General features: G+C 72.1%; 18 protein-coding genes and 1 tRNA gene. 10 read left to right on the forward strand and 9 right to left on the reverse strand.

Annotation, left to right across the window (positions count from 1 at the left end; all coding sequences use genetic code 11):
- The first annotated feature begins 134 nt into the window (after positions 1-134).
- From ACFE60_RS10225 to ACFE60_RS10245, 5 genes are all read left to right on the forward strand, one after another.
- Entirely contained in the window at positions 135-1100 is a 966-nt protein-coding gene (locus ACFE60_RS10225) for a YeiH family protein (RefSeq protein WP_375388753.1), read from the forward strand.
- Positions 1101-1129: 29 nt separating this feature from the next.
- The gene (gene gltX / locus ACFE60_RS10230) at positions 1130-2638 is read left to right on the forward strand and encodes a glutamate--tRNA ligase (protein ID WP_375388754.1); all 1509 of its coding nucleotides are present in this window, start codon (positions 1130-1132) and stop codon (positions 2636-2638) included.
- Positions 2635-3579 (forward strand): cytochrome b/b6 domain-containing protein, encoded by a 945-nt coding sequence (locus ACFE60_RS10235; RefSeq protein WP_375388755.1) that lies wholly within the window; start codon positions 2635-2637, stop codon positions 3577-3579. Before gltX ends, ACFE60_RS10235 begins: the two co-directional genes overlap by 4 nt.
- Before the next feature lie 158 nt (positions 3580-3737).
- Positions 3738-3812, forward strand: a tRNA-Gln gene (locus tag ACFE60_RS10240).
- A gap of 344 nt (positions 3813-4156) precedes the next feature.
- Entirely contained in the window at positions 4157-4357 is a 201-nt protein-coding gene (locus ACFE60_RS10245; protein ID WP_375388756.1) for a hypothetical protein, read from the forward strand.
- Between the two features lie 45 nt (positions 4358-4402).
- Here the strand turns inward: ACFE60_RS10245 and ACFE60_RS10250 are convergent, their stop codons facing one another.
- Complete coding sequence (locus tag ACFE60_RS10250; RefSeq protein ID WP_375388757.1) at positions 4403-5005, reverse strand: hypothetical protein; 603 nt, start codon at positions 5003-5005, stop codon at positions 4403-4405.
- 459 nt (positions 5006-5464) lie between these two features.
- Here ACFE60_RS10250 and ACFE60_RS10255 point away from each other — a divergent pair, with 459 nt between their 5' ends.
- Entirely contained in the window at positions 5465-6889 is a 1425-nt protein-coding gene (locus tag ACFE60_RS10255; RefSeq protein WP_375388758.1) for an ATP-binding protein, read from the forward strand.
- Positions 6890-6974: 85 nt separating this feature from the next.
- On the opposite strand, the gene ACFE60_RS10260 is transcribed toward ACFE60_RS10255, so the two are convergent.
- The 4 genes from ACFE60_RS10260 to ACFE60_RS10275 are packed head-to-tail and all read right to left on the reverse strand — an operon-like array spanning position 6975 to position 9718.
- On the reverse strand, positions 6975-7691 hold the full coding sequence (locus tag ACFE60_RS10260) for a hypothetical protein (RefSeq protein ID WP_375388759.1): 717 nt from the start codon (positions 7689-7691) through the stop codon (positions 6975-6977).
- 31 nt (positions 7692-7722) lie between these two features.
- On the reverse strand, positions 7723-8445 hold the full coding sequence (locus ACFE60_RS10265; RefSeq protein ID WP_375388760.1) for a hypothetical protein: 723 nt from the start codon (positions 8443-8445) through the stop codon (positions 7723-7725).
- A complete protein-coding gene (locus tag ACFE60_RS10270) occupies positions 8442-9362 on the reverse strand; it encodes an ABC transporter ATP-binding protein (protein WP_375388761.1) in 921 nt (306 codons plus the stop codon). The genes ACFE60_RS10265 and ACFE60_RS10270 overlap by 4 nt, the downstream gene beginning before the upstream one ends.
- On the reverse strand, positions 9359-9718 hold the full coding sequence (locus ACFE60_RS10275; RefSeq protein WP_375388762.1) for a GntR family transcriptional regulator: 360 nt from the start codon (positions 9716-9718) through the stop codon (positions 9359-9361). Before ACFE60_RS10275 ends, ACFE60_RS10270 begins: the two co-directional genes overlap by 4 nt.
- A gap of 48 nt (positions 9719-9766) precedes the next feature.
- Between ACFE60_RS10275 and ACFE60_RS10280 the strand changes: the two genes are divergently transcribed.
- Both ACFE60_RS10280 and ACFE60_RS10285 read left to right on the forward strand, forming a co-directional pair.
- Positions 9767-11314: a phytoene desaturase family protein gene (locus ACFE60_RS10280; RefSeq protein WP_375388770.1), complete on the forward strand. Its 1548-nt coding sequence runs from the start codon at positions 9767-9769 to the stop codon at positions 11312-11314.
- Positions 11315-11337: 23 nt separating this feature from the next.
- Positions 11338-12009 (forward strand): GPP34 family phosphoprotein, encoded by a 672-nt coding sequence (locus tag ACFE60_RS10285; RefSeq protein ID WP_375388763.1) that lies wholly within the window; start codon positions 11338-11340, stop codon positions 12007-12009.
- A 6-nt stretch (positions 12010-12015) separates the two neighbouring features.
- Here ACFE60_RS10285 and ACFE60_RS10290 read toward each other — a convergent pair whose 3' ends face one another.
- On the reverse strand, positions 12016-12273 hold the full coding sequence (locus tag ACFE60_RS10290) for a hypothetical protein (protein WP_375388764.1): 258 nt from the start codon (positions 12271-12273) through the stop codon (positions 12016-12018).
- A 254-nt stretch (positions 12274-12527) separates the two neighbouring features.
- Between ACFE60_RS10290 and acs the strand changes: the two genes are divergently transcribed.
- Positions 12528-14498, forward strand: coding sequence for an acetate--CoA ligase (gene acs, locus ACFE60_RS10295; protein ID WP_375388765.1), 1971 nt, complete (start codon positions 12528-12530; stop codon positions 14496-14498).
- Between the two features lie 65 nt (positions 14499-14563).
- Here the strand turns inward: acs and ACFE60_RS10300 are convergent, their stop codons facing one another.
- From ACFE60_RS10300 to ACFE60_RS10310, 3 genes are all read right to left on the reverse strand, one after another.
- Positions 14564-16363 carry a hypothetical protein gene (locus tag ACFE60_RS10300; protein ID WP_375388766.1) on the reverse strand — a complete coding sequence of 600 codons (1800 nt, stop codon included), beginning with the start codon at positions 16361-16363 and terminating at the stop codon, positions 14564-14566.
- A gap of 210 nt (positions 16364-16573) precedes the next feature.
- The gene (locus tag ACFE60_RS10305) at positions 16574-17284 is read right to left on the reverse strand and encodes an FAD-binding oxidoreductase (protein WP_375388767.1); all 711 of its coding nucleotides are present in this window, start codon (positions 17282-17284) and stop codon (positions 16574-16576) included.
- 13 nt (positions 17285-17297) lie between these two features.
- Positions 17298-17891 carry a sulfite oxidase-like oxidoreductase gene (locus ACFE60_RS10310; protein ID WP_375388768.1) on the reverse strand — a complete coding sequence of 198 codons (594 nt, stop codon included), beginning with the start codon at positions 17889-17891 and terminating at the stop codon, positions 17298-17300.
- A gap of 71 nt (positions 17892-17962) precedes the next feature.
- Here ACFE60_RS10310 and ACFE60_RS10315 point away from each other — a divergent pair.
- On the forward strand, positions 17963-18435 hold a 473-nt coding region (locus ACFE60_RS10315; RefSeq protein ID WP_375388769.1), incomplete at its 3' end, for a radical SAM protein.

An 18435-nucleotide genomic window follows, 5' to 3' on the forward strand; every position in this document is an offset into this window, starting at 1 on the left:
AAGAACGCCGGCACCGTCGGCGGGAACGTCGGCACCGGCAGCCCGATCGGCGACCTCGAGATCGTCGCCGGGCAACGGGTCGAGATCGAGATCGGCTCCCTCGGCCGCCTGGTCAACCCGGTCCGCGACCGTCCGTGATCCGCGGGCTCGCGCTCGCGCTGCTCGCCGTCGGCATCGGCTCCGGCGTCCACCTGCTGGTGCCGGCCGTCCCGCAGCTCACGGTCTGCGTCGTGCTCGGCGTCCTCGCCGGCCAGATCCCCGCGGCGACCCGGGTGCTCGACGGACCGCTGCGGCCGGGGATCGCTGCCGCCGCGCGTCGCTGCCTCCGGATCGGGGTGGTCCTGCTGGGGCTGCAGCTGGTGCTCGGCGACGTCGTGCGGCTGGGCTGGCCGACGGTCGTCGCCGTGGTGCTGGTCACGGCGGTCGCGTTCGCCGGCACGTACGCGATCGCTCGGCTGGCGCGCCTGCCGGGCAACGAGCCGATCCTGCTCGCCGCCGGCTTCTCGATCTGCGGCGCGTCCGCGATCGGTGCGATGGCCGCCGTCACCCGCAGCGACCCGGAGGAGCAGTCCCGGCCGGTCGCGCTCGTCACGCTGTGCGGCACGCTCGCCATCGTGGTGATCCCGCTGCTCGCGACGGCGATGCGCCTCTCGACCGACGCGTTCGGCCGGTGGACCGGCGCGAGCGTCCACGACGTCGGCCAGGTCGTCGCGACCGCGCAGCAGTGGGGCAGCGCCGCGCTCGCCGTCGCGGTCGTCGTGAAGCTGCTGCGGGTGCTGCTGCTGGCCCCGCTGGTGGCCGGCACGGGACTCGTCCTGCGGCTGCGGGGCGCCGCGGAGGGGGTGAGGGCGCCGATCGTGCCGCTCTTCGTACTGGGGTTCGTGGTCGCCGTCGCGGTGCGCAGCCTGCTGCCGGTGCCGCAGCCCGTGCTCGACGTCGCGCAGCTGCTGCAGACCGTCCTGCTCGGCATGGCCCTGTTCGCGCTCGGCTCGGGCATCCGCCTCCGGCGGCTGCTGGGCACCGGGCTGGCCACGGCCGCCGCCGGGCTGGGAGCCTGGGCGCTGATCGCGGTCGCGGCGCTGGCGGTCGTGGCCGCCTGACCGCGCCCTCGGTAGACTCGCCGATCGCCATGTCGACCGAGCACCCCTTCTCCACCGCAACGGGCTCCGACGTCCGCGTCCGCTTCTGCCCGTCCCCGACCGGCCTGCCGCACGTCGGCCTGGTCCGCACCGCGCTCTTCAACTGGGCGCAGGCGCGGCACACCGGCGGCACGTTCGTGTTCCGCATCGAGGACACGGACGCCGCGCGCGACAGCGAGCAGTCGTTCGCGCAGATCATCGACGCGCTGACCTGGATGGGGCTCGACTGGGACGAGGGGATAATCACGGGCGGCCCCGACGGCCCGTACCGGCAGTCCGAGCGCGGCGAGATCTACCAGGACGTCATCGCGCGGCTCACCGCCTCCCGTCATCTCTACGAGTCGTACATGACGGCGGCGGAGATCGAGGCGCGGAACCTCGCCGAGGGCCGCGCCGTCCAGCAGGGCTACGGCAACTGGGAGCGCGACGCCGCGGTGCGTGCGGAGTTCGCGATCGAGGGCAGGCAGCCCGCGCTGCGCCTCCGGGTTCCGGACGAGGACCTCTCCTTCGACGACCTGGTCCGCGGCCCGATCACGTTCGCGGCCGGCTCGTTCCCCGACTTCGTCGTCGTGCGCCCCGGCGGGCAGCCGCTGTACACGCTCGTCAACCCGGTCGACGACGCCCTGATGCGTGTCACGGACGTGCTGCGGGGGGAGGACCTGCTGCCCTCCACACCGCGGCAGATCGCGCTCTACCACGCGCTGATCGACATCGGCGTGGCCCGCTGGGTGCCTCGCTTCGGGCACATGCCGCTGGTGCTGGGGGACGGCACGAAGAAGCTGTCGAAGCGCGATCCCGAGTCGAACCTGTTCCTCCACCGCGAGCGCGGGTTCATCCCCGAGGGCCTGCTGAACTACCTCGCGCTGCTCGGCTGGTCGATCGGCCCGGACCGCGACGTGTTCTCGCGGGCCGAGCTGGCGGCGGCCTTCGACATCCGGAACGTCAACCCGAACCCGGCTCGCTTCGACCTGAAGAAGGCCGAGTCGATCAACGGCGACCACATCCGCCTGCTCGACCCGGACGACCTCGCCGGCCGGATGGTGCCGTACCTGCAGGTGCAGGGCGTGCTGCCCGAGCAGCCCGCGGAGGCGCAGCTGGCGCTGCTCCGCACGCTGACGCCGCTCGTGCAGGAACGCATGCAGCTGCTGGGTCAGGCGCCGGACCTGCTCGCCTCGTTCTTCGTCGGCGTGGACGCGCTGACGCCCGACGAGCCGGCCCTCGCGGGCCTGCCGAAGAACGCGGCGGAGGTGCTGGCGGCAGCGGAGGCGGCGCTCGACGGGGTGGGGGAGTGGACGGTGGACGGGGTGCGCGTCGCCCTCGAGGCCGCGCTGATCGAGGACCTGGGCCTGAAGCCGCGGGTCGCCTTCGGTCCCGTCCGGGTGGCGGCGAGCGGGCGGCGCGTGTCGCCGCCGCTGTTCGAGTCGCTCGCGATCCTGGGACGGAACGAGTCGCTCGCCCGCGTGCGGAAGCTGCGCGGCCTGCTGCCGACCGCGGCGTGAGCGCGGAGGCGGTACCCGGCGAGCGCCGGCGGTGGCCGTGGTTCGCCGCGGCGCTCCTGGTGCTGGCCGTGGTCGTCGTCGTGATCGCGCGGGTGATCCGCTTCTCCGAGGTGGGGGAGGCGTTCCTCGAGGTCTATCCCGGGCATGCGCCCCAGCCGGCCGGCGTCGCGGCGGGCTTCCCCGCCTGGGCGGCGTGGCAGCACGGGCTGAACGCCGTGTTCCTGCTCTTCACCGTGCGGTCCGGCTGGCGCATCCACCGCGGCGGGCGCCCCTCGACGTTCTGGACCCGCCGCAACGACGGCCGCCTCCGCACCGCGAACCCGCCGATCCGCATCGCGATCGACCTGTGGTCGCACTACGTCGCGGACACGCTGTGGGTGCTGAACGGCGTGCTGTTCGTCGTGCTCGCCGCGGTGAGCGGCCACTGGGCGCGCATCGTGCCGACGGACTGGGCCGTCGTGCCGCAGGCGATCTCCGCGGGCCTGCAGTACGCCTCCCTCGCCTGGCCCACCGAGGACGGCTGGGTGAACTACAACGCGCTGCAGCAGCTGAGCTACTTCCTGGTCGTCTACGTCGCCGGCCCGATCGCGGTGCTCACGGGACTGCGCGCGGCGCCGGGGTTCGCGGCGCGCCTCCGGCCTCTCGACCGGTGGTTCCCGCTGCGGACGGCGAAGACCGCGCACCGGTGGACGATGTGGTTCCTGGTCGGGTTCACCGTCGTGCACGTGTTCCTGGTGCTCGCGACCGGCGCGGTGCGGAACCTGAACCACATGTACGCGGTCCGCGACGACCAGAGCCCGGCCGGCGTGATCGTGTTCGCGGTCTCGCTGGTCCTCACCGCGGGACTCGTGCTCGCGCTGCGCCCGCCGGTGGTCCGGTGGTTCGCGGGTCGGACGGGCACCGTGCTGCACCGCCCGCCCCGGGCTTCGCCGCCGCGCTGACGCGCCTTGCCCGGTGTGGTGGCGACTCGGATCACGATCCGGAACGGGGTCCCGCGTCGAGCGCGCCGCCGCGGGGCGACCGCCTCCACCGTCGGGTATGCTTGCCGACCGGCCCCCGCACCAGGAGCCACCCGCCTGCAACCGATCGGTTGCAGCATTGGGGTATGGTGTAATTGGCAACACGGCTGATTCTGGTTCAGTTGTTCTTGGTTCGAGTCCAGGTACCCCAGCCATAAAGGCCCGCCTCCGGCGGGCCTTTCGCGTTCCTCCGGCGGGCGCCGATCGCTTCGCCCTCCTCGGTGTTTCATATAGGAGGAGCGCCGTGCTTCTCCGTGTCCGGGTGCGTGCGCCAACTCCTTCGACGCGGGCGGGGGCAGGCTCGCGCGAGCAACCGCTTCAGAGCGCGCAATCAGCGGCTATCTCTGACCTGAACGGATTGTGTAATCGCCGCCTCACAAGGAGGCACTTGAGGGCCGCTTGGACGGCCTTGTCTCGCCGACGCCCGGGTCGACGTGCCCCTTCACAATGGATCGGCCGAGGACAGCGCAACACTTGGTCTCGACGCTTCCATCACAGGATGGCGATCGCAGACGAGCGGCAGTATCTGCGCGGTCTGGTCTTCCGGCTGCAGCTGATCGAGGAGATCGAGCAGCACGAGCGGGTAAGGGAATGGACCCTGGCCTGCCGGAGTCCGACCTTTCAGATGACGACAGTGCGATCCGCCCGTTCCGTGTCAGTCATCTCGTCGGGCACGCGTTGGCACTATCCCTTGATGTGATGGTTGGTAGCCGCCTGCTTGTCCAGGACCCGGCCAAGCCCCGAACTACTCGGGCTGCTCTTCCGCAGGTTGGAGCCCCTTCTTTCGCTTCTTTGGGTTCAGGTTGTCGATGTCGTTGACAAACAAAGCCATCAACTCCAAGTTTGGACGCGCCGGAACATCGTGACCGAGGTCCTTCCGCATCTCGCGGAAAACATTCTCGAAGGCTGCAATGAAGTCGCCTTGACTGGGTGAGCCCTGCTGCCCCAACTTGCGAAAGTTGTTCCAGGCGAGCACGACGCCGCGCGACGCGTACAGGATGAACTCCGGCGTGATGTCCGCGAAAAACTTCATCTGCTGGTTGGGAGTGGAGGGCTTCGCGGTCTTGTCGAGATTGAACATCCGGAGCATGCCGCGGATGGCCATGTCGTAGAACTGCGTTCGCTTCTCGCGGATTGCATCGTCGCGGGCGCGCCGACGCTCCTGAGCCCGTGATGTGAAGAACGTAATGACAGGCACCAGTACGATCCCCACCAGGCCGATGACAGCAGTCCTCGTGTCGCCGGGAAGTCTGCCGAGCCACTGGCCCGTCGAGGTCAGGAGAATCCATGCGCCGAGTAGGAAAAGCACGATCCCGACCCACATCGTGATGCGCTGCCTGACAGTCACGACCACCTCCGCCCTGGATGATCCACGACGGGTCCGACACCGCTGGCATCGCATACCGTCGGCTGCGGGGGTTCAGGCATCTTTGGAGCACGGCCCGGTCGAGTTGAGCCCTTGATCAGGACGACGTGAGGCTGACGAACACCACGCCGGCGAGCACGACTTGATCGTGGTGACCGGAGACCCTGGAGGAGCACGAATCAGCGAATTCGACCCGCTGTCTGTTTGTACCCAGCGCCACCGTTTACGCCATGGGATCCCTACAAACACGGGATCTCAGCAATTTCGCGGCGCGGGACTGACGAGCCAAGTGGCGCTCAGTTGTTCGTGGTTCGAGTCCAGGTACCCCAGCCATCAAAGGCCCGCCTCCGGTGGGTCTTTCGCGTTCTTGCTGGCGCCGGCCCCCGTCCTGCGCTCCTGGGCGACTGCTTGCATCTACTCTAATAATGTTAGAGTAGATACATGTCATCGAACGACGTCGACCGCGCTCTGGCGGCTCCAATCGAGTCGACGGGCCGCCTCCTGCTCGAGCTGGACGAGGATCAATGGCTCGAACGGAAGTCGTCCCGAGTCGGAGCGAAGGACGTTGCGATCGCTCTCGTCGCTCTGGCGAATGCGGAGGGTGGCGTCCTCGTCGTCGGGCTGCATGACGGCCGGGTGGAGGGGACCAAGTCGGACGTCCGCAAGACGAACGAGCTGCGGCAGGCTGCGATCGACCACTCCGTGCCGCCGGTGCCGCATCGCATCGAGCAGGCATCGTGCGTGAACGACCTCGGCGAGGTCGACACCCTCCTCGTGTTCCGAGTCCCGCCATCCGAGTCGGTCCACGAGCTGAAGAACGGTGACTGCTACCTCCGCGTCGGTGATGAATCGCGCAGGCTGACGTTCACGCAGCGTCAGGAGCTGCACTTCGATCGTGGGGCGCAGTTCGACGGCACCTCCATCGCCGGCGTGAAGGTCGGCATGCTCGACACGACGCTCGTCCGGCAGTACCGGGACGCCGCCGGGTTCACCGGAACCGACACGCAGCTGCTCAGGAACCGGGGCCTGCTGACGGGCAATGGGGCGGTGACCGCAGCGGGGTACCTGCTCTTCGCCGAGCACCCCGAGCAGCGCTTCCCGAGTGCATCTGTCCGGGTCGTGCGCTACCGCGCGAACGACCGAGGCGCGGGCAGCAGGTTGACTCTGGACGCCGGCTACGACGAACGGGTGGAGGGGCCGATCCCTCGCCTCATCGAGCGAGCAGCCGCGCTCGTCGACCAGTGGCAGCCGAGGCGTACTGCACTCGACGCGTCCGGACGGTTCGCGGACCTCCCGATCGTCCCCCGGGATGCGTGGCTGGAAGGCATCGTCAACGCGGTCGTGCATCGGTCCTACAACCTGGCGGGGGACCACATCCGCGTCGAGATCTTTCCGAACCGGATCGAGATCACCAGCCCGGGGAGGTTCCCCGGTCTCGCGGATCCGTCCCGGCCTCTGGAGATCGACCGCTATGCCCGGAATCCCCGAATCGCTCGGGTGTGCACCGATCTCCGGATCACGAGGGAGTTCGGCGAGGGCATCCGGCGGATGTTCGAGGAGATGCGCTTGCAGGGGTTGACCGATCCCAGCTACACCCAGGGGCAGGCGTCGGTCCGCCTCGCCCTCCTGGGCGTCTCGCGCATCCCGCAGGACGTGATCGATAGCCTTCCGCGCGGTGCGGTGGCGACCCTCCGTGCGCTGCGGAGTGCTGGGACGAGTCTCGGGACCGGCGAGGTGCAGGATCTGACCGGGCTGGCGCGGCCGACGGTGATCCGGCACCTCACCGCGCTGCGCGACGAGTCCTTGGTCGTCTGGAGCGGCAAGTCTGCGAAGGATCCCCGAGCGACGTGGACCGCCGTCGAGTGATGGCTCTGCGGAATCGTCCACCTGGCGCGGCCTGAAGGCCGCACCGAAGCCTCGATCCAGGCAGCGAGCCGACCGCGCCTGCCTCCTACCGGACGCTCGCGCCCCGCAGCAGCGCGTACTGGCCGCTCGTGCCCAGAGCGACCACGAGGAGCGCCGCGACGACGAGCCACCAGGGCTGGAACGCGGTGAGGGCCGCGAGGATCGGCGGCAGGGCCAGCAGCAGGACCAGGGTCACGACCGCGGCCAGGACGATGCCGAGCACGGCGGGTCCCCGCGATCCGAACCGCACGAAGGCGGCGCCGAACAGACCGCCCGCCGCGAGCGCGGACAGCGACGCGAGGAGCATCGTCACGATCAGCACGCCGGGGTTCCCGCCGCCGAGCGTCGCGTCGCCCAGCACGCGGGCGCCGACGAACCAGCCGCCGCTCACCCCCTCCAGTCCGAGCAGCACCAGCGCCACGGCGGCGAGCAGCACGGACTGGAGCAGCTGGGTGGTCAGCACGCCGAGCGCGAAGGTCCTGCGGGTGGTGCCGAGCGCGAGGGCGAGCGGGAAGGCGGCCGTGACGGCCTGCACACCGGTCGCGACGACGAAGCCGAAGAGGCTCCAGATCACGGCCCCGTTGTAATCCAGGTCGCTGCTGCGGCCTCCCGCGTCGACGACCGCGAAGGTGACGCAGGTCATCACGACGACGACGGCGACGATGATGCCGATCGGGATGGTGACCATCCGGGTCGGGTTGGCGTACTGCAGCGCGACGACGTCGGCGGGCGACGCGGGGCGCGCGACGGTGGAGGTGCTCACGGGGGAGGTCCTTCCGGGACGGGGAGGGGGATCAGCGGACGCTGGCGCGCCGCAGCAGGAGGTACTGGCCGACGATCGACAGCCCGATCACGACCGCGCCGGCGACCGCGAGCCGCCACGGCTGGAACGCTCCCGAGAGCTCGACGAGGCGGGGTCCGAGCAGCAGGATCGCGAGCACCACGGCGGCGACGCCGCCGAGGCCGAGCGCCGCCGGTCCGGCTGCGCCGAACCGGACCCAGGCCGCGCCGAACACGCCGCCGACGGCGAGCGCGGTGAGGACCGACAGGAACATCACGCCGGCCAGCAGCAGCGGGTTCCCGCCGCCGAGCAGCACCGACGACACCACGCGGGCGCCGATGAACCACCCGCCGGTGACCAGCTCGAGGCCCAGCAGGACGACCGCCGCCGCCGAGACGACCGCCGCCTGCACCACGGAGGTGAGCAGCGCGCCGAGCACGAAGGTGCGGCGCGTGGAGCCGAGCGCGAGCGCGAACGGGAAGCTCGTGGCCGTCGTCTGCACGCCGATCGCGACCGTGTAGCCCAGGACGCTCCACAGGATGCTCGCGTTGGAGTCGGAGCCCTTCAGGGTGCCGCCGGCGCGCAGGACCGCGATGCTGATCGCGACCGACAGCACCACGACGACGCCGAGGATGAGCAGCGGGATGCCGAGCATCCGGTTCCGGTTGGCGTACTGCAGCGCGACGACGTCCACCGGGGAAGCGGGGCGCGCGGTGACGGGGGCTGCGGCGCTCACGCGGCGGCCTCCTGACGGCTCGACCCGGTGGTGGAGGCGGGCTGCACGTCGCCGAACGCGGCGACGAGGTCCTGCAGGCCGACCGGCGCGAGCTGCACGCCGGCGGCTCGGGCCTCCGCCGCCAGGGCGGGAGGCGCCTCGCCGGCGAACACCAGCGACAGCAGCCCGCCGACGCGGTGCGCGCTGAGGGGCGTGCGGCCGGCGACGAGCCGCCCGACCGCCTCCGCGGGGCCGCTCAGCGAGTGGGCGCCGGCCGTGACCTCCTCGGTGCTGCCGGAGCGGACCAGGCGACCGCTGTCGAGGATGACGACGTGGTCGAGCAGCTGCTCCATCTCGTCGATCAGGTGCGTCGACAGCACGATCGTGCGCGCGTCGGTCGCATCCAGGCGGGTGGCGAGCAGCCGGTCGGCGAAGATCCGCCGCGCCGTCGCATCGAGGCCCAGGTACGGCTCGTCGAAGACCGTGAGCGGGGCGCGGGAGGCGAGGCCGATCACGATGCCGAGCCCGGACTGCTGGCCGCGGGACATCTTCTTCACCTGCGGGCGGGACGGCAGGCGGAAGGCGTCGACCAGCTCGGCCGCGAGCTGCGCGTCCCACCGCTCGTGGAAGCGGGGTGCGACGCGCAGCACGTGCTTCAGCTTGAAGTCCTCCGGGTACCGCTGGTTGTCGCGGATGAGGCTGATCGAGCCCATCACGGCGGCGTGCTCGAACGGGTCGCTGCCGAGCACCTCGACCGAGCCGGAGGAGGGGCGGTCGTGGCCCGCGAGGATCGACATGAGGGTCGTCTTCCCGGCGCCGTTGCGGCCGAGCAGCCCGCAGACGATGCCAGCGGGCACCTCCACGGACACGTCGGCGAGGGCGATCGTGCGGCCGAACCGGCGGCTCACGTCGGTGAGCCGGATGGCGGGTGCGGTCATTGCTCCACTTCCTGATCGATGATGCGGTGCACCTCGGTGCGGGCGAGGCCCAGGGAGCGGGCCTCGGTCAGCAGGGGGGCGACGAAGTCGCGGGCGAAGGCCGCCCGCCGGTCGGCGAGGAGGCGCTCGCGGGCGCCGTCCGTGACGTACATCCCGAGGCCCCGGCGCTTCTCGAGCACGCCGGCGTCGACCAGGACGTTCACGCCCTTGCCGACGGTCGCGGGGTTGATGCGGTGGAACGCGGCCAGCTCGTTGGTCGACGGCACAGGCGCTCCCGGCGGGTACGTGCCCGCGAGGATGCCGTCCGCCAGCTGGTCCGCGATCTGCTGGAAGATCGGGCGGTCGTCCGAGAGCACTTCACCTCCTTGGTTCGTTACTTGACTAATGAACCTAGGAACCTCGTCATCGTTTGTCAACCGCGGACCTCGGCGGGTCGCTACCGTCGCGGCATGGAGCGGGTGGACGTCGTCGTCGTCGGAGGCGGGCACAACGGGCTGGTCGCGGCCGCGTACCTTGCGCGCGCGGGCCGCGACGTGCTGGTGCTCGAGCGCCTCCCTCGCATGGGCGGCGCAGCGGTCTCGGAGCGCGTGTTCGCCGGCGTCGACGCGCGGCTGTCGCGCTACTCGTACCTCGTGAGCCTGCTGCCCGACCGCATCCGCCGCGACCTCGGGGTCGACGTGCCGCTCGTCCGGCGCCGGTACGCGTCGTACACCCCGCTGCCGGGCACGGAGGCGGGCCTGCTCGTCGATGCGGAGGACCCGACCGCCACCCGCGCCTCCTTCGCCCGGATCGGAGCCGCGGACGACGCGGTGGCGTTCGCCCGCTGGCAGCAGGACCTCGGGGCGCTCTCCGCAGCGGTCTGGCCGACGCTCACCGAACCGCTGCCATCGCGGGAGGCGCTGCGGGCGCGGGTGGGCGACCGGCTCTGGGCAGAGTTCTTCGAGCGCCCGATCGGCGAGTCCCTGCGCGCCCGCTTCCGCAGCGATCTCGTCCGCGGGGTGCTCGCGACGGACGGGCTGATCGGCACCTTCGCGTCCCTGGACGACGCGTCGCTCGCGCAGAACGTCTGCCTCCTCTACCACGTGATCGGCGGCGGCACCGGGGACTGGGACGTGCCGGTGCACGGCATGGGCGCCGTGACCGACGCGCTCGCCGCTGCGGCGCTCGCGGCCGGGGCGACGATCCGGACCGGCGCGGAGGTGCTCGCGATCGACCCCGACGGCACGGTGACCGGCGCGGACTTCGCCGTGCGGGCCGAGCAGGTGCTCGTGAACGTCGCGCCGGCGGAGCTCGCCCGGCTGCTGAGCGAGCCGGCCGAGGCGCCCGAGGGCGCGCAGATCAAGGTCAACATGCTGCTGCGCCGCCTGCCGCGGCTGCGCGACGCGACGGTGCCCGTCGAGGCGGCGTTCGGCGGCACCTTCCACGTGCACGAAGCGCTGTCCGAGCTGGAGGCGGCGCACGCGGCTGCGATCGCGGGGCGCCTGCCGGACCCGGTCCCCGTCGAGCTGTACTGCCACTCGCTCGCCGACCGCTCGATCCTCGGCGCGCAGCTCGACGCCTCCGGCGCGCAGACGCTCACCGCGTTCGCGCTGCAGGTGCCGCACCGGCTCGGCGTCGACCGCGCGGCGGCGCAGGCGGCGGTGCTCGCGTCGCTGGACGGCGTGCTCGCGGAACCGATCGAGCCCCTGCTGGTGATCGGCGCGGACGGCCGGGCGTGCATCGAGACGCGGACGACCGCCGATCTCGAGGCGGAGCTGCGGCTGCCGGGCGGCAACATCTTCCACGGGCCGCTGGCGTTCCCGTTCCGGTCCGACTCGGGCGCGGAAGGGGACTGGGGCGTCCGCACCGCCCACGACCGGATCCTGCTCTGCGGCTCGGGGTCGACCCGCGGCGGCGGCGTCTCCGGGCTCGGCGGCTACGCCGCGGCGCAGGCGGTGCTCGCCGCGGGCTGAGGCGCTTCCGCTACCGTGCGCGCATGCTGCTCGCCGAGGACCTGCTGCTGCTCCTGCTCGACGACGAGAAGGGCACGACGCCCGGGCTCTGGGTGGCCGTGCGGGTGCCGCTCGGCGCTGCGGTGCTCGCCGAGCTGGCGATCGACGACGCCGTCGAGCTGGAGCCCCGCGAGAGCCGGTGGCGCACGCCGAAGATCCGCGTGACGGGCGCGACCGAGCAGGACGACGTGCTCGCGGCCGCGCTGCAGGTCGTCGCCCAGAAGCCGCGGACCGCGGTGGACCTCGTCGGTCGGGTCGGTGACGGGCTGAAGGACCGGCTCGCGGAGCGCCTGGCCGGCCAAGGGTTGCTGGAGCGGCACGACGGCACCGTGCTCGGGCTGTTCCCGCGCACCACCTGGCCCGCGGCCGCCTCCACGCACGAGGCGCAGGTGCGGGAGGGGCTGCGCGCGGTCGTGGTCGACGGCGCGGCGCCCGACGAGCGCACCGCCGCGCTCGCCGGCATCCTGCAGGCGCTCGACCGGCTGCGGCCCGTCCTCGGCCTGTCCGGTGCCGAGGCCCGCGCGGCGAAGAAGCGCGTCGCCGAGCTGACCAAGGGCGACCTCGCCACGAAGGCGGTCCGCGACGCGGTGGAGGCGGCGATCGTCGCCGTCACCACCGCCACGACCGCGGCGACGAGCGTCGCCGTCATCAGCTGAGCGCCGCTACGCCGCCCGGTGCAGCATGACGACCTCGTCGGCGCCGCCGTCCGGCGACGCCGGGTGCTCGACCATCGCCACGACCCGCTGCGCCATGAACCGCGCGGTGCGCACCGGCGTGCCCCCGCGGGTCACCTCGACGACCTCGACCAGGCCGCGCCCGGTCCGCACGTCCACGCGGCGCCCGGCGCGGGTCGCCTCCACCTCGTACGTCCTCGTGCCGTCGCCGACATCGACGACCACCTCGACTCGATCTCCTCGCACGGTCTCCTCCTTCTTCCGCTGGGTACAACGACCCTGGTCAGCACGATGTTCCACCCGGGCACCGACACGGCACGGGTCGACGCGCACCCCGGATCCCTCCGCATGCTTCCTTCATTTTGAAGGCGATCTGGTCGACCAGAACGCCTTCAAGATGCATCACGCGGCGCGGGTGCAACCTGCCGAATCGGCACATCGGGGCCGCCGCGCGTAGCGTGGCGGCGGGCGCCGCCGGTGCTGCCCGGAAGGACCACCACGTGACCGACACCGCCAGACCCGCGCTCGACAACCTCGCCACCGAGGACCGCAGGTTCCCCCCGAGCCCGGAGTTCGCCGCCCAGGCGAACGTCGACGCCTCGATCTACGCCGAGGCCGACGCGGACCGCGTCGCGTTCTGGGGCGAGCGCGCGAAGCGCCTCACCTGGGCGGAGCCCTTCACCCAGGTGCTCGACTGGTCCGACGCGCCCTTCGCGAAGTGGTTCGTCGGCGGCAAGCTGAACGTCGCCGTCAACTGCCTCGACCGCCACGTCGAGGCCGGTCTCGGCGACCGCGTCGCGTACTACTTCGAGGGCGAGCCCGACGGCGAGCGGTCCGAGATCACCTACCGCGAGCTGACCGAGCGCGTCTGCCAGGCTGCGAACGTGCTCGAGGGCCTCGGCGTCCAGGCCGGCGACCGGGTCGCGATCTACATGCCGATGGTCCCGGAGACGGTGATCGCGATGCTCGCCTGCGCCCGCATCGGCGCCCCGCACACGGTCGTGTTCGGCGGCTTCTCCGCAGACGCGCTCGCCACCCGGATCCTCGACTGCGACGCCCGGGTCGTGCTCACCGCGGACGGCGGCTGGCGCAAGGGCGCGGAGGTGCCGCTCAAGTCGGTCGTGGACGAGGCGCTCGAGCGCTGCCCCGACGTGCGCAGCACGGTCGTCGTCAAGCGCACCGGGTCGGACGTGACGATGGCCGAGGGCCGCGACCTGTGGTGGCACGACACGGTCGACGTCGCCGAGCGCACGCACGAGGCGCAGGCGTTCGACGCCGAGCACCCGCTGTACGTGATGTACACCTCCGGCACGACGGGCAAGCCGAAGGGGATCCTGCACACCTCCGCGGGCTACCTGCTCGGCGCCTCCTGGACCCAGTGGGAGGTCTTCGACCTCAAGCCGGAGACGGACGTCTACTGGACCGCCGCCGACATCGGCTGGGTCACGGGGCACTCCTACGTCGTCTACGGGCCGCTCGCGAACGCGACGTCGTCCGTCATCTACGAGGGCGCGCCCGACGCGCCCCACCGCGGCCGCTGGTGGGAGATCGTCGAGCGCTACGGCGTCTCGATCCTGTACTGCGCACCGACCGCGATCCGCACCTTCATGAAGTGGGGCGCGGACATCCCGGCGAAGTACGACCTGTCCAGCCTGCGGCTGATCGGCAGCGTGGGGGAGCCGATCAACCCGGAGGCGTACGTCTGGTACCGCCAGACGATCGGGGGCGGGCGCACCCCCGTGATCGACACGTGGTGGCAGACCGAGACCGGCTCGGTGATGATCAGCCCGCTGCCCGGCGTGACCGCGGGCAAGCCCGGCGCCGCGATGAAGGCGCTGCCCGGCATCGGGGCGGACGTCGTCGACGACGCGGGCGAGTCGGTGCCGGACGGCTCCGGCGGCTACCTCGTGCTCACCGAGCCGTGGCCGAGCATGCTGCGCACGATCTGGGGCGACGACGACCGGTACCGGGAGACCTACTGGTCGCGGTTCCCGGGGAAGTACTTCGCCGGCGACGGCGCGAAGAAGGACGCCGACGGCGACCTGTGGCTGCTCGGCCGGGTCGACGACGTGATGAACGTGGCCGGGCACCGGCTGTCGACGACCGAGATCGAGTCCGCCCTCGTCTCGAACGCGAAGGTCGCGGAGGCGGCGGTCGTCGGCGCGGCGGACGAGACGACCGGGCAGGCCGTCGTCGCGTTCGTCATCCTCCGGGGCGAGGCGGGGGACGGCGGGCCGGAGGTGGCGAAGGAGCTGCGCGACCACGTCGCGAAGCAGATCGGCAAGATCGCCCGCCCCCGCCAGATCCTCGTCGTCGCCGAGCTGCCGAAGACCAGGTCCGGCAAGATCATGCGCCGCCTGCTGCGCGACGTCGCCGAGAACCGCACGGTCGGCGACGTCACCACCCTGGCGGACACGACCGTGATGGACACGATCCGGTCCGGGATGGCCGCGGCGCCTCCGGAGGACTGACCCCCGCTTTCGCTTCGACGGAGGTCCTGCGCCGACGGCGCAGGATCTCCTTCACAACGGAACCGTCAGCCGACCGGGTCGCCGATCCCGATCTCGGCCAGCTGCATGTTGTGGTCCGTGCCCTGCAGGTCCTTGCGGAACGTGCCGTCCGGGTTCAGGCGCAGCACGTTCGCGTACGAGTACGTGTGCGGCGAGTTCTTCAGCAGGATGTAGTCGATCCGGCTGGTCTCGTAGGGGTGGTGGATCGGCTTCGAGCCGTAGCCCTGGTCCGTCCCGTCCTGCGCGCCCGAGCCGTTCGCGGTGCTGACCTTCATGCCCGTGCGGAGGCTCTTGCTCGCCACCGCGGCGGCGTCGAACCAGCCGTTGCGGATGAAGACCGGCTGCACGGGCTTCGCGGCGCGGGTGGCGTCCGAGTTCACGTCGCCGCCGAACACGATGGGCAGCGATCCCGCGCGGGACTGGATGGCGGAGACGAGCGCCGCCGCCTCCTGGGCGCGGGCGTCGACGACAGCGGAGGCGTTGCCGACCGGGAAGTGCGCCGCGACGGCGTAGAACTGCCGGCCGCTCGACGTCACCTGCAGCTTCGCCCAGGTGAGCCAGCGGTCCGAGCCGACCGTCCGGACGCTCCACGGCGAGACGCCGAGGCCCTCGACGCGGCGGATGGAGTGGTCGGTCGTCGCCATCGCCGGGGCGTAGTAGCCCCAGTCGAGCACGGTCAGCCGGTCCGGGTTGTAGAAGATGTGGGCGCCGTTCGTGACCTCGGCGTTCCAGGCAGGCGCGGCCTTCATCCGGTCGCTGACGCGGTCGTAGGCGTCGGTGTCGGCCAGCCGCAGCCCGGTCAGCTCCTTCGCGAGGCTCGCGACCTGCGTGTGGCTGCTGCAGAGGTACGGGTTCACCAGCTTGTTGCGGCAGCCGTCGAGCACGTTGGTGGCCAGCTCCGCGGTGGTGAGCAGGTCGAGCGACGGCGACGTCGTGTTGATGTACTTCGCGACGCGGGGGAGCCGGGCCGCCCACTGGTTCGCCCGGCTGTACGACGCGGTCGCGCCGACGCTCTGGATGTTCAGCTCGCCCACAGTGATCCGGTCGACCGGCGCGGTCGCGACGCCGGCGCCGGCGAACGCCCAGGTGCCGACCGGGGACGGGCGGTACTTGCGGTCGTAGGAGTACGACGGGCCGAACGCCATCGAGGTGCTGTTCGACTGCACGACCTTGACCCAGACGGGGTTGCCCGACCCGGCACCGAGGGTGGAGCGGTACTGCTCGGGGACGGTGATCGTGATCGAGCGGGTCGTCGCGGGGTACCAGGCCGAGTGGAAGGACCGCTGGTCCGTGACGACGGTCGATCCGGCGACGACGGCGACCTTCTGCGCGCGCCCGCCTCCCGCCCAGGTGACGGTGATCTCGTTCGCGCCGGGACCCGAGGCCGCGACGACGCGGGAGGTCTCGAACGGTACGCCCGCCGCGGGGGTCGCGGCGGCGACGGCGCTGCGCACGACCGCGGGGGTCTGCAGCGTCACGCCGTTCGCGGTGACGGCGACGTAGGTCGGCTCCCCGTTCCGCAGCTTCGGCAGCCGGATCGCCTGCTTCGTCGTGGTGACGGTCCTGGCATGGCTGAGGGACCGCTTCGCGGACCAGCGCACCGTGTACGAGGTGGCGCCGGCGACGCCGGCCCACGCCGCGGTCAGGGCGCGGTCGCCCGGCACCAGCCGGACCTTCGGCGCGACGACGGCGGCCTGCGCGGGCGCCACGACGGCCGCGCCGGCGAGCGCCACGCAGCCGAGCACGAGCGCGGCCGCGCCGGTGCGGACCCGACGGCGGAGACGGAGCGCGGTCCTTCGCGGACGCGCGGAATCGGTACTGCGCATGGCGTTCCCCCCAGAGCGGATGCGGCACGCCCACGATAGGTGGGGAGGCGGCCCGGGCGGGTGGTCGCGGGCACCCCCAGAGTCGGGGGCACCTCCGCCGGGACATCGGCGACACGCCCGCGCGATCCGCGCGCGCCGCGGCCGCCTTCCGCAGGTCGGAAGCCGGTGCTCCGTGGATGCGGGGGCTCTCCCCGGGATCCAGGTACACCGTCAGCCGGTCGGGCCGAAGCGCTCCGTCCGGACGCGGTCCTCGGGGTGGCCCAGTGCGGTCAGCGCGTCCGCGACCGCCTCCACGAACCCGGTCGGCCCGCACACGAACACGGTCGGGCGCTGCTCGGGCGGGACGGTGAGCGCCGCGAGGTCCTGGGGGCCGATGCGGCCGGCCACGAGCTCGCTCCCGTCGGGCACGCGCCGCGAGTAGCGGATGTCGACGGTCACGCCGAGGTCCCGCAGGTGCGCGAGCTCCTCCGCGAAGTAGACGCGGTCCGGGTCGGTGACGCCGTACAGCAGGCGGAACGGGATCGTCGAGCCCGTCGCCTCCCGGGTGCGCAGCATCGACATCAGCGGCGCGACGCCGGAGCCGCCGCCGATCAGCTGCACGGGTCCGGTGTCCTGCTCCGGCCGCCAGACCAGCCAGCCGCCGATCGGCCCGCGCACCTCGACGGCGTCCCCGATCTCGATGTCGTCGACGAGGTAGGGCGACACCTCGCCGTCCTCGAAGCGCTCGACGGTCACCTGGATCGGGTCGGCGGCCGCCGCGGAGGAGAGGGAGTAGGACCGCTGCGCGGTGTACCCGTCGGGCGCGCTCAGCCGGATGTCGACGTGCTGCCCGGCGAGCGCGCCGCGCAGCCCGGGAGCGGAGAACCGCAGGGTGCGGGCGCTCCGCGTCTCGACGTGGTCGCTGACGAGCGTCGCGATCACCCAGCGGTTCGGGTCAGCGATAGCGCTCCTCCAGCCACGGGTCGCCGTGCATGTGGTACCCGAGGCTCTCCCAGAAGCCGGCCCGGTCGTGCGTCATCAGGGTCAGGGAGTTGACCCACTTCGCGCTCTTCCAGAAGTAGAGGTGCGGCACGAGCAGGCGCGCGGGCCCGCCGTGCTCCGCGGCGAGGGGCTGCCCGTCGAACTCGAACGCGACCCAGGCCTTGCCGCCCAGCAGATCCGCGACCGGCAGGTTGGTCGTGTAGCCGCCGTAGCTGCCGGCCATCACGTACCCCGCCGAGGTGTCGGTGCCCGCGAGCAGCTTGTCGACGGAGACGCCCCGCCAGGAGGTGCCGAACTTCGACCAGCTGGTCACGCAGTGGATGTCGGTGTCGATGGTCTCGGGGCCGAGGGCCATCAGGTCCGCCCACGACCACGAGGTGGCGGCGCCCGCCTCCGTGGTGAGGGTGAAGCGCCAGTCGTCGGTGCGGACCCGCTGCGTCGGGCCGGCGGTGAGCACGGGGAAGCCGTGCTCCTCGTACTGGCCGGGCGGCAGGCCGGGATTCGTGCTGCGGCGGCGCCCGCGGAACCCGGGGGAGAAGACGGCCATGACATGCCCCTTTCCTGCTCCCGACCATGGTTCCACGCGGACGCCCCTCCGCGCTGTGCGAGATTGGACGGGTGACGGCCCTCAACCTCGGTGCGCCCCGCGCCGCGGCTCGGGCCGCCGTCGACACGGGGGACCGGCCCGCCTCCACGGACCTGCTCGACCGCTTCGGCAGGACCGCGCGCGACCTGCGCGTCTCCGTGACCGAGAAGTGCTCCCTGCGCTGCACCTACTGCATGCCGGAGGAGGGGCTGCCGGCGATCGCGCGCCGCGACCTCCTGACCCCCGCGGAGATCGGGCGGCTGGTCGGCATCGCCTCCCGCGACCTCGGGGTGCGGGAGGTCCGGTTCACCGGCGGCGAGCCGCTGATGCGCGCGGATCTGGCGGCGATCCTCGCCGCCACGCGGGCGGCCGCGCCCGCGATGCCGATCGCGCTGACGACGAACGGCATCGGGCTCGACCGGCGGCTGCCCGCGCTGCTCGACGCGGGCCTGGATCGGGTGAACATCTCGCTCGACACGGTCGACCGCGAGCACTTCGCGCGGCT

Origin of the sequence: uncultured Amnibacterium sp., from assembly GCF_964245895.1 — a bacterium.
In the GTDB taxonomy this organism is placed as follows: domain Bacteria; phylum Actinomycetota; class Actinomycetes; order Actinomycetales; family Microbacteriaceae; genus Amnibacterium.

Bases quoted from the DNA above. Each gene is read 5' to 3' on its own strand.
- ACFE60_RS10285 (WP_375388763.1), top strand. From the start codon at position 11,338: ATGCTGCTCGCCGAGGACCTGCTGCTGCTCCTGCTCGACGACGAGAAG.
- ACFE60_RS10245 (WP_375388756.1), top strand. From the start codon at position 4,157: ATGGCGATCGCAGACGAGCGGCAGTATCTGCGCGGTCTGGTCTTCCGG.
- gltX (WP_375388754.1), top strand. From the start codon at position 1,130: ATGTCGACCGAGCACCCCTTCTCCACCGCAACGGGCTCCGACGTCCGC.
- ACFE60_RS10270 (WP_375388761.1), bottom strand. From the start codon at position 9,362: ATGACCGCACCCGCCATCCGGCTCACCGACGTGAGCCGCCGGTTCGGC.
- ACFE60_RS10310 (WP_375388768.1), bottom strand. From the start codon at position 17,891: ATGGCCGTCTTCTCCCCCGGGTTCCGCGGGCGCCGCCGCAGCACGAAT.
- ACFE60_RS10255 (WP_375388758.1), top strand. From the start codon at position 5,465: ATGTCATCGAACGACGTCGACCGCGCTCTGGCGGCTCCAATCGAGTCG.
- ACFE60_RS10300 (WP_375388766.1), bottom strand. From the start codon at position 16,363: ATGCGCAGTACCGATTCCGCGCGTCCGCGAAGGACCGCGCTCCGTCTC.